A 12,176-nucleotide genomic window follows, 5' to 3' on the forward strand; every position below is an offset into this window, starting at 1 on the left:
TATGCCAAAAGGCGAAGGCAAGTTAGTGGCGCAAAATAAAAAGGCGCGTCATGATTATACGATCACGGATACGATCGAGGCGGGGATCGTCTTGCAAGGGACAGAAATCAAATCGATTCGCAACAGCCGGATCAATTTGAAAGATGGGTTCGCACGGATCCGCAATGGCGAGATATTTTTATACAATGTTCATATCAGCCCTTATGAACAAGGAAATATCTTTAACCACGATCCCGTACGTACACGCAAACTATTGATGCACAAAAAACAAATCGCTCGTTTAGCCGGCGAAGTCAAAAATGCCGGCATCACCCTCGTTCCTTTGAAAGTTTATTTAAAGGATGGCTATGCGAAAGTCTTGATCGGGGTAGCTAAAGGGAAACATCAATACGACAAGCGAGAAAGTTTGAAACGCAAAGATGTTGATCGCCAGATTAGCCGAACGTTAAAAAATTACGCACGGTAACAAAATATTCTTTTTCGCATATTTAAAGAGGATCTCTTTACTTCATTATAAATTTTGATACGATTAGTTACAATTCGTCCCGCTTTATTTTCGGGCAAAAAGGGCTGTTAAAGCCGTTTTGGTTGAAATAAAATAACGATCTAAAAAATAATCTGAGTTAGGCGGAAAAATTTTAAGAAAATTCTTTGAAATTTTCTTTTTCTGGTGGTAACATACGATAGTATTTTGAGGAGCAGCGCTAAGCAGGCACGAGCTGACGCGAGTCGCTGGGAAGAGAGGTGAACTAGATTGGATGAAAAATCTTGGGTTTTCCATATTGGTCCCATATGGTTTGATGGTACAGTTACGACAATGATTCTTGTAACATGTGTGATCGTATTTCTTATTGTCTATACATTTACACGCAACTTATCATTGAAGCCCAAAGGAAAGCAAAACGCAATTGAGTGGGTGATTGATTTTACTACGAACATTGTTGGCGACAACATGCCTCGTAAAGAAGTCAGAAATTTTAGTTTGTTCTCATTTACGTTGTTCTTATTTATTTTTGTAGCAAACCAAATCGGATTGGTCACAAAGATTGTCAGTGGCAATGAAGTGACTTATTGGAAAAGTCCGACGGCTGACCCATTTGTAACGATGGGATTGGCATTACTCGTATTGGTCTTAGCGAATTATCTAGGATCGGAGAAATTAGGCTTAGGCGGCTACATCAAAAATTCTTTCTTCACACCTTCAGGATTATTTCCTATTAAGTTGATGGAAGAGTTTACGAATGTTATCACGTTAGGCTTACGTCTTTACGGGAACATTTTTGCTGGTGAAGTATTGCTTTCACTGATTGCCAGCATGGTGACAAGCTCTGGATGGTGGACATTGCCATTCGCGATCCCGCTTGAGATGATTTGGATCGCATTCTCATTATTTATCGGTAGTATCCAAGCATTTGTTTTCACTACTCTATCTATGGTTTATATCAGTCATAAAATCGAGGTAGAATAAAAAAATTAACATACTTTTAGGAGGAAATTTATTATGAACTTTATCGGTGCAGGAATCGCAATCATGGGAGCCGCAATTGGGGCTGGTTATGGTAACGGACAAGTAATTTCAAAAGCAATTGAATCAATGGCGCGTCAACCAGAAATGTCAGGTCAAATTCGTTCAACAATGTTTATTGGTGTTGGTTTGATCGAAGCTGTGCCAATTCTAGGTGTGGTACTAGGCATGTTGATGGTTTTCCAAGGTTAATAATCGACGCTTTTTTGTTGAGACTTAAAAAGTCTGCGGGCCGCTTGACGGTCTGCGAATGAGGAAGATGAACAGAAAGGAAGACCGAGTATGCTGAATCTGGTTATTGCTGAGACTGTCAACACAACGCTCGGTAATTTAATCGCCGTTACGGGAGCTTTTGTGATCCTAATGGCATTATTGAAAAAATTCGCGTGGGGTGCTATTCAAGATATCCTAAGCAAGCGTGAAGAAAAGATCGCCAATGATCTAGATTCTGCCGAACAGTCACGGATCAAAGCAGCTGAGTTGGAAAAAGAACGTGAAACTCAGTTAGCAAGTTCTCGCAGTGACGCGGCGGACATCATCAAAAACGCAAAGGAAAGTGGCGAGTTAAGTCGTCAAAACATCATCCATGATACAAAAGAAGAAGTCTCACGTCTAAAAGATCGTGCTCAAACTGAGATCAAAGACGAACGCGAAAATGCGTTGATTTCTGTTAAAGATGACGTAGCAACACTTTCCTTGCAAATCGCAGAGAAAATCTTGAGCAAAGAGCTTTCGCAAGGCGCTCATCAAGATTTGATCAACGACTACATGGACAAGCTGGGTAACACGAAACATGAAGCTTGATAAATACACTGTTGGGAAACGTTATGGCCGAGCTTTGTTTGAATTGGCGATCGAAAATAAAGCTGCCGATACCGTTTATCAAGAGTTGTTGACGATTCGGGAAATCTGTAAAGAAATTCCTGATCTAGGAAATATTTTAACCGACGTTCGTCTAGAAGGCGCTGAAAAAAAAGCGATCATGGATGCTTTTGTCGGAGGTTTTGACGGGATCGTCAAAAATTTTCTATTAGTTGTTTTTGAATACAATCGCAGCGATGATCTGCCTTTTATGATTGAAGAATTTGAACATCGTTACGATGCATTGAATAAAATCGCACACGGAACAGTCACAACGGCTGTGCCGCTCTCTGAAGAAAAGAAACAAGAACTCGAATCAAAAGTCGCTGATGTTTTTGGCTATCAGAAGGCCACATTAACCCCGCTAGTTGACGAATCAATTCTCGGCGGTGTCATCGTTGAAACAGGTCATCGAGTGATCGACGGCAGCCTCGCCAGCCAATTAAATGGTCTACGAGCAGCACTTAGTAAAAAGTAGAGAAGAAGAGGTGAAATGAATGGCCATCAAGGCAGAAGAAATCAGTGCTTTAATCAAAGAACAAATTCAAAATTATGATAATAAACTGTCGGTTGAAGAAATCGGAACAGTCACCTACGTTGGGGATGGAATCGCCCGTGCCCACGGTTTGGAAAACGCGATGAGTGGAGAACTTTTAGAGTTTTCAAACGGCTCTTACGGAATGGCACAAAACTTAGAAAGCAATGATGTCGGTATTATTGTTCTAGGCGAATTTGAGTCCATTCGTGAAGGAGATAAAGTAAAACGTACCGGTAAAATCATGGAAGTCCCCGTTGGCGATAATATGATCGGCCGCGTGGTCAATCCATTAGGTCAGCCAATTGACGGCATGGGTCCAATCGAAACAAGCAAAACCCGTCCAGTCGAAGCAATGGCTCCCGGCGTTATGCAACGTAAATCTGTTTCTGAACCAATGCAAACCGGTTTGAAAGCGATCGACGCGCTCGTTCCAATTGGCCGCGGCCAACGTGAATTAGTTATCGGCGACCGTAAAACAGGTAAAACTTCGATCGCAATCGATACGATCATCAACCAAAAAGGTCAAGACATGATCTGTATCTATGTTGCGATTGGACAAAAAGAATCAACTGTTCGTTCACAAGTGGAAACATTGCGCAAATTTGGGGCAATGGATTACACCATCGTTGTGACAGCGGGAGCATCTCAACCTGCACCGCTATTATTTATTGCGCCTTACGCTGGAACAGCCATGGGTGAAGAATTCATGTATAACGGCAAACACGTCTTGGTTGTCTTTGATGATTTATCAAAACAAGCCGTAGCATATCGTGAACTTTCGTTACTATTGCGCCGTCCGCCAGGTCGTGAAGCTTACCCAGGGGATGTCTTTTATTTACACTCACGTCTATTAGAACGTGCAGCAAAACTTTCAGATGAATTAGGCGGCGGCTCTTTGACGGCCTTGCCATTTGTTGAAACACAAGCAGGAGACATTTCTGCGTATATTCCTACCAACGTAATCTCGATCACTGATGGACAAATTTTCTTGGAAAATGATTTGTTCTACGCTGGGATTCGTCCAGCCGTTGATGCCGGTTTATCTGTATCACGGGTTGGTGGTTCCGCACAGATCAAAGCAATGAAAAAAGTTGCCGGAACTCTTCGTTTAGACCTTGCTAGCTATCGTGAATTAGAAGCCTTCACGCAGTTTGGTTCAGATCTAGATGCAGCGACACAAGCGAAATTAAATCGTGGCCGCCGAACAGTTGAAGTCTTGAAACAAAAATTGCATGATCCACTTCCTGTTGAAAAACAAGTTGTGATCCTTTATGCCTTGACTCATGGGGTCCTTGATAGTATTTCAGTCAATAGTATTTTAGATTTTGAAGCACGCTTATTTGAATATCTAGAAACAAATCATTCAGATTTATTTGCAACGATCCGCGACACGAAGAATTTGCCGGACACAGATAAATTAGATGAAGCGATCCAAGAATTCAAAGACATTTTTGACGCTTCTGCAGCTAACCAAGAAAAAGCATAATCGAGGTGAGAAAAAATCATGGCATCCTTAAATGAAATCAAAACACGGATCGCATCGACGAAGAAAACCAGTCAAATCACCAACGCTATGCAAATGGTATCTGCATCTAAATTAACGAAGTCCGAGGCTTATTCAGCTAAATTCCAATTGTATGCTTCAAGAGTACGTGAAATATTGACGCACTTAACCGCAAGCGAATTAACGGAATTAGCCAACTCGGGTCGGGAATTAGGCGGCATCAATTATCACAGCATGTTGTTGAATCGGCCAGTCAAAAAAACTGGTTATATTGTGATCACTTCTGACGGTGGGTTAGTCGGCGGTTACAACAGCTCGATTTTGAAACAGACGATGACGATGCTTGAAGATGATCATGATTCTGCTGATGAATATGTTTTGTTAGCCATTGGTGGAACCGGAGCGGACTTTTTCAAAGCTCGCGGCGTTAAATTAGCTTATGAATTACGCAATTTATCGGATCAGCCAAGCTTTGATGAAGTACGAAAAATCGTTTCGATGACAACCAGCATGTATGAAAATCAAGTCTTCGATGAACTGTACGTATGTTACAACCATCACGTAAATTCATTATCTAGTCAGTTCCGGGTAGAAAAAATGCTGCCAATCTCTGATTTAGATCCAAGCGAAGCGCAAACGTATCGCGAAGAATATTTGTTTGAACCTTCAAAAGAAGCCATTTTGGATCAACTGCTGCCGCAATATGCAGAAAGTTTGATCTACGGTGCGATCGTTGATGCCAAGACGGCAGAACACGCCGCCGGAATGACTGCAATGAAGACTGCGACTGATAATGCGAGCGCGATTATTGCTGATTTGACGATTTCATACAACCGGGCTCGTCAAGCAGCGATCACCCAAGAAATTACTGAAATTGTCGGCGGGGCATCCGCATTAGAATAATTTTGAGATTGGAGGAAAAAACATGAGTTCAGGCAAGATTGTTCAAGTTATTGGTCCCGTTGTCGACGTGGAATTTTCTTTAGATCAATCCTTACCAGACATCAACAATGCGTTGATTGTTTATAAAAATGATAAAACAAAAGTCGTTCTTGAAGCAGCTTTGGAACTTGGGGATGGTGTTATCCGCACGATTGCTATGGAATCCACAGATGGTTTGCAACGCGGAACAGAAGTTGTCGATACCGGCAAACCAATCTCTGTTCCAGTAGGTAAAGAAACTTTAGGTCGTGTGTTCAACGTATTAGGTGAAACGATCGATAAAGAAGCGCCTTTCCCTGAAGATGCAGAAAAAAGCGGTATCCATAAAAAAGCACCAGCTTTTGAAGAACTTAGCACAAGTAATGAGATTTTAGAAACAGGAATCAAAGTTATCGACTTATTAGCACCCTACTTAAAAGGTGGGAAAGTCGGACTATTCGGTGGTGCCGGTGTTGGTAAAACCGTATTGATCCAAGAATTAATTCATAACATCGCTCAAGAACACGGGGGGATTTCCGTCTTTACCGGTGTTGGTGAACGGACGCGTGAAGGGAACGACCTTTACTATGAAATGAAAGATTCTGGCGTTATCGAAAAAACAGCCATGGTATTTGGTCAAATGAATGAGCCGCCTGGTGCGCGTATGCGTGTTGCCTTGACTGGTTTAACATTAGCTGAACATTTTCGTGATGAAGAAGGACAAGATGTGTTGCTGTTTATCGACAACATTTTCCGGTTCACTCAAGCTGGATCAGAAGTTTCTGCCTTACTAGGTCGGATGCCTTCAGCCGTGGGTTATCAACCAACCTTGGCAACTGAAATGGGTCAATTACAAGAACGGATTACTTCAACGAAAAAAGGATCGATTACTTCGATCCAAGCAATCTATGTACCAGCCGATGACTATACTGACCCGGCACCAGCAACTGCCTTCGCCCATTTAGATGCAACAACTAACTTAGAGCGTAAGTTGACGGAACAAGGGATCTACCCAGCCGTTGATCCATTAGCATCATCATCAAGTGCTTTAGCACCTGAAATTGTTGGTGAAGAACATTATCGTGTAGCAACAGAAGTTCAACGTGTATTGCAACGTTACCGCGAATTACAAGATATCATCGCTATTTTGGGGATGGACGAATTGTCTGACCAAGAAAAAATAATCGTTTCTCGTGCTCGTCGGATCCAATTCTTCTTGTCGCAAAACTTTAACGTAGCGGAACAATTTACTGGTCTACCTGGTTCATATGTCCCTGTTGAAAAAACTGTTGAAGGCTTTAAAGAAATTCTTGAAGGCAAATACGATGACCTTCCCGAAGAAGCATTCCGCAGCGTAGGTACGATCGAAGACGTAGTAGAAAAAGCGAAAACTTTAGGCTACTAGAAAGAGGTGCCCGATGGAACAAGAAAAAAACAAAGTTCTGCAAGTGAACGTTGTTACTCCAGATGGTAACGTCTATGATCATAGCGCAACGATCGTCGTTGCAAAAACCGTTGCTGGTGAAATCGGTATTTTACCGGACCATGCGCCGATTATTGCGCCTCTCGTAATAGATGAAGTTCGTATTCGTCGAACGGATCAAGATACCCATGTCGACTGGATTGCAGTCAATGGCGGGATCATGGAAGTCCGAGACAATGTGTTGACGATCATTGCCGATACAGCTGAACGTGAACGCGATATCGATGTCTCGCGTGCCGAAAGAGCAAAACAGCGTGCAGAAGCACGGATTCAAGAAGCGCGTGAAAAACAAGACACTGACCAATTAAGTCGTGCCGAAGTTGCTTTGCATCGTGCAATGAATCGTATCAAAGTTTCAAAACATCGTTAAACACAGTTTTAGCAGAATTTTTTCTGGTCTGCTGTGTAGTTGCTAAAAAGGTTGTGTCTGTTTGACACAGCCTTTTTATGATAGGAAGACGATTTTTCTTAGTTGTGGGCTGCAATCAATACTTTGTTTTTATTATCAATTCATCAATAAAAATGGGAAAAGTACTCAAAGAATTCAGACAATCAAAAAACTTTTTTGGAATAAGAAATAAAAATTAAGTTTTTTAAAAGTTTCTGTACAGTTCTTTACGTGCACAATGTGTTCTTCTTTGTATGAATCTGTGATATAATCCAAATGTTGATTTTTTTTGAAAGGAAACGACTTATGCAAGTGTTTGGAATTGATGCAATCGTTAGGATCATCTCGCATTTTTCTTTTATTTATTTAGCTTTTTGGGCTTTGAGATCATTGCGGGTCGAAAATCTATTCAAAGCATTTAAAGAAGCGCAAGTTCGTGTTGCGATTCTAATGCTGGCGATCGTCATAGGTTTTATTTGCAGTACGTTTTTCTTAGAAATCATTCTTTTGAGCAAAAATATATTTTTGACATTTAATTAAGGTACATAGACGAGAAAATCGATTAGCTTTTTTGGAGGGAATACAATGGAAGAAATCATCGTTCGTGGTGGCAAACAATTAAAAGGAACGGTACATATTGAAGGAGCAAAAAATGCTGTACTGCCAATTTTGGCTGCAACTTTATTAGCTGAAGAAGGAACATCAACGCTAAGCAATGTTCCAATCTTATCTGATGTTTTTACCATGAATCAAGTGATTCGTTATTTGAACACAGATGTTGAATTTAACGAAGAAAGTAAAGAAATTACTGTAGATGCTACGCGTCAATTGAATGTGGAAGCTCCTTATGAGTACGTAAGCAAGATGCGGGCATCAATCGTTGTAATGGGCCCATTATTGGCTCGAAATGGTCATGCAAAAGTTGCGATGCCGGGCGGCTGCGCAATCGGCAAACGTCCAATTGATTTGCATCTAAAAGGATTTCAAGCTTTAGGCGCGAAAATCATCCAAAAAAATGGCTACATCGAAGCGATTGCTGATGAATTAGTCGGCGATACAATCTACTTGGATTTCCCAAGTGTCGGTGCGACCCAAAATATTATGATGGCTGCTGTGAAAGCAAAAGGGACAACAGTGATTGAAAACGTTGCTCGCGAACCTGAAATTGTTGATTTAGCTAACTTTTTGAATAAAATGGGCGCTAACATCCATGGTGCTGGTACAGAAACGATGCGTATCGAAGGCGTTACTCATCTGCATGCTGTTTCTCACCCAATCGTTCAAGATCGCATTGAAGCCGGAACATTTATGGTTGCTGCTGCAATGAATGAAGGAAATGTTTTGATCGATGGTGCAATCCCTGAACACAATCGTCCATTGATTTCAAAATTGATTGAAATGGGTGTTAAGATTACTGAAGAAAATGACGGCTTGCGAGTGATCGGTCCCAAAGTATTAAAAGCTACCGATATCAAAACAATGCCTCATCCAGGTTTCCCAACAGATATGCAAGCACAAATGACGGCTATTCAATTAGTTGCAGAAGGCGTCAGCACAACGACTGAAACTGTTTTTGAGAACCGTTTCCAACATTTAGAAGAAATGCGCAGAATGAATGCCCAAGTCAAGATCGACAACAATGTTGCTTTGATCAAAGGCGGTTCTGAATTACAAGGAGCAGAAGTTTATGCGACTGATTTACGTGCCGCAGCTGCGCTAGTACTAGCTGGCTTACGTGCAAAAGGAATGACGCGTGTACGCAACTTGAAATATTTGGACCGTGGCTACTATCAATTCCATGCAAAACTTCAACAATTAGGTGCAGACGTAGAGCGTATGGACAGCGATAGCAAGAAAGCAGCGGACGCTGCAACTGTCTTAGCTTAAGGAGTAGATTTATGAGTTCTGGTGAACATATCTTACGCAACTTGATTCGGATCGTAGCAATTTTACTAGCTGGTATTCTTTTGTTCATCATCGGCAGTATGATTGGTTATGGTGTAATGGGTGGCGGAAATCCTTTTAAAGTATTATTACCGGACGTTTGGCGGCATATTTTGGAATTTATCCATTAGTTCGATACGTCAGAAGTTAAACAGATCGATAAAGAGATCGCCCATTTTGGTGTGATCTCTTTTTTACCAATTTTATTTACTGGATTAGTCAGTAACAAAGAAATCAGTTTCGAGGTGTGAAAATGAATGTTTTAAGTAAAGGATTGATTTTATTCGTTCGCGGGTATCAGCGCTTCATCTCACCGTTGACGCCGCCTTCATGCCGTTATTATCCTACCTGTTCCAGTTATATGATCAAAGCGATCCAAGTTCACGGGGCACTTAAAGGATTCTTGATGGGGATTTCCCGGATTTTGCGCTGCCATCCTCTGGCAAAAGCTGGATTAGATTATGTACCGGTAAAATTTTCATTGCGAAAAAATTTAGTCGATCATGAAGAACCTGAGTACCCGCAGTTGAAACAGGGAACAAACAATTAAAAGACCTATCTTAGAGGTCGATTCGTGTCTAGAGAAGTTCCTTTTTGGTGCTTATTCAAAGGTTCAAAAAATTCAGCATTAAAAACTTTAGTTATTTTAAAATTATCTCTTTGACTGTTTATCGGTTAGAGAGATTTTTTTTAGTTATCTAATAGATTTTCTTGATGTAAGCGCTAATAATTGTTTGATAATACAGAATTATTAAAATATTCAGATAATTTAATTGACAGTGAGAGTTTTTTGCTTTATATTCTTTAATATCTTAACAGATTATCATCATTTTATTAGGGGGTAACAGAATGAAGAAGAGAACAGTCGCGGTTTTAGCAGCCGGTTTATTTTTATTTGGTGCATGTGGTTCACCTAAAGCTAATGATAGCAGTGGTGGCGAAGATGCCAAGACCATCAAAATCGGGGGGAACTTTGAGTTGTCAGGTGCCACTGCAGCTTATGGGGAAGTAGAAAATGATGGCGCCAAATTAGCCGTCGAACAAATTAATAAAGATGGCGGGATCGACGGAAAGAAAATCGAGTATATTTCAAAAGATAATAAATCAGATAACAATGAAGCTGCATCTGTCGCAGCGAACTTGACGACGAAAGATGAAGTAGTTGCAATCGTTGGTCCAGCAACATCAGGTGCAACAAAAGCAACATTGCCGAACTTAACAAAAGCGAAAGTACCGGCAGTAACACCTTCTGGAACAGATGATGCAATCACTGTTCAAAAAGGAAAAGTTCAAGATTATATTTTCCGTGCATGTTTCCAAGATAGTTTCCAAGGGATCGTGTTGGCAAAATATGCAGAAGAAAATTTGAAAGCCGATAAAGCTGTCATTCTTGGGGACAACTCAAGTGATTACGCAATCGGATTAACAAAAGCCTTCAAAAAGACTTATAAAGGCGACATTGTCGCAGAAGAAAACTTTACTGCAGGCGATAAAGATTTCCAAGCAGTGCTGACGAAGATCAAAGACAAAGACTTTGATGTAATCTATCTTCCTGGTTACTACACAGAAGCCGGCTTAATCATCAAGCAAGCACGTGAAATGGGAATTGACCAACCAATTCTTGGAGCTGACGGTTTTGCTGATGAAAAATTGGTTGCAACAGCAGGAGCAAGCAATGTTAATAATATTTACTATACGGGTCACTTCTCAACAAAAGCACCAGCAACAGACAAAGTTGAACCATTTGTTAAAGCTTACGAAGAGAAATACGGCAAACAACCCTCTTCATTCAATGCCTTGGCATATGATGCTGTTTATATGATCAAACAAGCAATTGAGGACGAAGGTGAAGCAACACCAGCGGCGATCCAAAAAGGCTTGGATAACTTGAAAGACTTTGAAGGTGTAACCGGTAAGATCTCGATAGATGAAGATCACAATCCTGTCAAATCAGCGGTTGTCCTTGGTCTGACGAACGGAAAAGAATCTTCTGCTGAAACCGTAAATCCATAATTACTCGGAATAAAGCAGGCAAGGGGGTGTGCCAATGGAAGTTGGTACACCCTTTTTAAGAATCAAAGCACAAAATGATCGACCACTCTATTTTTTAGAAAAGTGATGTGATAAAAATGGAAGTATTTATTCAGCAAATTGTTAACGGACTTTTCCTAGGTAGTGTTTATGCACTGATGGCGCTAGGTTATACCATGGTATATGGGATCATCAAATTGATTAACTTTGCTCATGGTGAGATCTATATGATCGGGTCTTTCATCGGCTACTTTTTGATCAACCAATTTAATATGGGATTCTTTCCAGCATTGGTTTTATCAATGGCGGGCAGTGCAGTATTAGGAGTTGTCATCGAATTTCTAGCTTATCGTCCATTAAGAAATTCAACCCGAATCGCAGCTTTGATCACGGCAATTGGTGTTTCGTATCTATTACAAAATATCATGATCTATTTTTTCAGTTCAACGACAAGACCATTTCCGCAAGTCATTAAATTGCAAGTCTTCAAATTTGGTTTTTTGAGTGTTTCAAATATTCAGTTATTGATTTTAGGACTGTCATTATTCTTGATGATTGCGTTAAACATCATTGTACAAAAAACCAAAATGGGAAAAGCAATGCGTGCAGTGAGTGTCGATACTGATGCGGCACAGTTGATGGGGATCGATGTCAATCGGACGATTTCATTTACGTTTGCATTAGGTTCTGCATTAGCCGCTGCTGGCGGGATGATGATCGGGCTGTATTACAATTCGATCGATCCAATGATGGGCTATATTCCCGGACTGAAATCATTTATCGCGGCAGTTTTAGGCGGAATCGGGATCATTCCTGGTGCGGCAATCGGTGGTTTTGTCATCGGCTTGATTGAAACCTTGACTACTGCCTTAGGTTTCTCGGATTTCAAAGATGCGGTAGTTTACATCGTTTTGATTTTGATCTTATTAGTTCGTCCAGCCGGAATTTTAGGCAAACATGTAAAAGAGAAAGTGTAGGTGA

15 protein-coding genes are annotated in these 12,176 nt (G+C 40.8%); all 15 read left to right on the forward strand.

Annotated features, from left to right (window positions below; genetic code table 11):
* Position 1 precedes the first annotated feature (1 nt).
* The gene (gene smpB / locus FFM63_RS01810; RefSeq protein ID WP_137604035.1) at positions 2–466 is read left to right on the forward strand and encodes an SsrA-binding protein SmpB; all 465 of its coding nucleotides are present in this window, start codon (positions 2–4) and stop codon (positions 464–466) included.
* 288 nt (positions 467–754) lie between these two features.
* Entirely contained in the window at positions 755–1,468 is a 714-nt protein-coding gene (gene atpB, locus FFM63_RS01815) for a F0F1 ATP synthase subunit A (RefSeq protein WP_137608638.1), read from the forward strand.
* A 33-nt stretch (positions 1,469–1,501) separates the two neighbouring features.
* On the forward strand, positions 1,502–1,717 hold the full coding sequence (gene atpE / locus FFM63_RS01820) for an ATP synthase F0 subunit C (RefSeq protein WP_010746753.1): 216 nt from the start codon (positions 1,502–1,504) through the stop codon (positions 1,715–1,717).
* 90 nt (positions 1,718–1,807) lie between these two features.
* Positions 1,808–2,329, forward strand: coding sequence for a F0F1 ATP synthase subunit B (gene atpF / locus FFM63_RS01825; RefSeq protein WP_137608639.1), 522 nt, complete (start codon positions 1,808–1,810; stop codon positions 2,327–2,329).
* Entirely contained in the window at positions 2,319–2,864 is a 546-nt protein-coding gene (gene atpH / locus FFM63_RS01830; RefSeq protein WP_137608640.1) for an ATP synthase F1 subunit delta, read from the forward strand. The genes atpF and atpH overlap by 11 nt, the downstream gene beginning before the upstream one ends.
* Before the next feature lie 19 nt (positions 2,865–2,883).
* Entirely contained in the window at positions 2,884–4,410 is a 1,527-nt protein-coding gene (gene atpA / locus FFM63_RS01835) for a F0F1 ATP synthase subunit alpha (RefSeq protein WP_137608641.1), read from the forward strand.
* 15 nt (positions 4,411–4,425) lie between these two features.
* Positions 4,426–5,331, forward strand: a complete 906-nt coding sequence (locus FFM63_RS01840; RefSeq protein WP_137608642.1) for a F0F1 ATP synthase subunit gamma — start codon at positions 4,426–4,428, stop codon at positions 5,329–5,331.
* 22 nt (positions 5,332–5,353) lie between these two features.
* A complete protein-coding gene (gene atpD / locus FFM63_RS01845) occupies positions 5,354–6,754 on the forward strand; it encodes a F0F1 ATP synthase subunit beta (protein WP_137608643.1) in 1,401 nt (466 codons plus the stop codon).
* Positions 6,755–6,767: 13 nt separating this feature from the next.
* A complete protein-coding gene (locus FFM63_RS01850; RefSeq protein WP_137608644.1) occupies positions 6,768–7,202 on the forward strand; it encodes a F0F1 ATP synthase subunit epsilon in 435 nt (144 codons plus the stop codon).
* 324 nt (positions 7,203–7,526) lie between these two features.
* Positions 7,527–7,760 carry a DUF1146 family protein gene (locus tag FFM63_RS01855; protein ID WP_137608645.1) on the forward strand — a complete coding sequence of 78 codons (234 nt, stop codon included), beginning with the start codon at positions 7,527–7,529 and terminating at the stop codon, positions 7,758–7,760.
* A 45-nt stretch (positions 7,761–7,805) separates the two neighbouring features.
* Positions 7,806–9,107, forward strand: coding sequence for a UDP-N-acetylglucosamine 1-carboxyvinyltransferase (murA, locus tag FFM63_RS01860; protein ID WP_137608646.1), 1,302 nt, complete (start codon positions 7,806–7,808; stop codon positions 9,105–9,107).
* A gap of 11 nt (positions 9,108–9,118) precedes the next feature.
* The gene (locus FFM63_RS01865) at positions 9,119–9,295 is read left to right on the forward strand and encodes a DNA-directed RNA polymerase subunit beta (protein ID WP_137608647.1); all 177 of its coding nucleotides are present in this window, start codon (positions 9,119–9,121) and stop codon (positions 9,293–9,295) included.
* 122 nt (positions 9,296–9,417) lie between these two features.
* Entirely contained in the window at positions 9,418–9,714 is a 297-nt protein-coding gene (gene yidD, locus FFM63_RS01870; RefSeq protein WP_137608648.1) for a membrane protein insertion efficiency factor YidD, read from the forward strand.
* A 299-nt stretch (positions 9,715–10,013) separates the two neighbouring features.
* Entirely contained in the window at positions 10,014–11,177 is a 1,164-nt protein-coding gene (locus tag FFM63_RS01875; protein WP_137608649.1) for an ABC transporter substrate-binding protein, read from the forward strand.
* A gap of 116 nt (positions 11,178–11,293) precedes the next feature.
* The gene (locus FFM63_RS01880; protein WP_137608650.1) at positions 11,294–12,172 is read left to right on the forward strand and encodes a branched-chain amino acid ABC transporter permease; all 879 of its coding nucleotides are present in this window, start codon (positions 11,294–11,296) and stop codon (positions 12,170–12,172) included.
* Positions 12,173–12,176 lie beyond the last annotated feature (4 nt).

It is taken from the genome of Enterococcus pingfangensis, assembly GCF_005405205.1.
Classification (GTDB): domain Bacteria; phylum Bacillota; class Bacilli; order Lactobacillales; family Enterococcaceae; genus Enterococcus_A; species Enterococcus_A pingfangensis.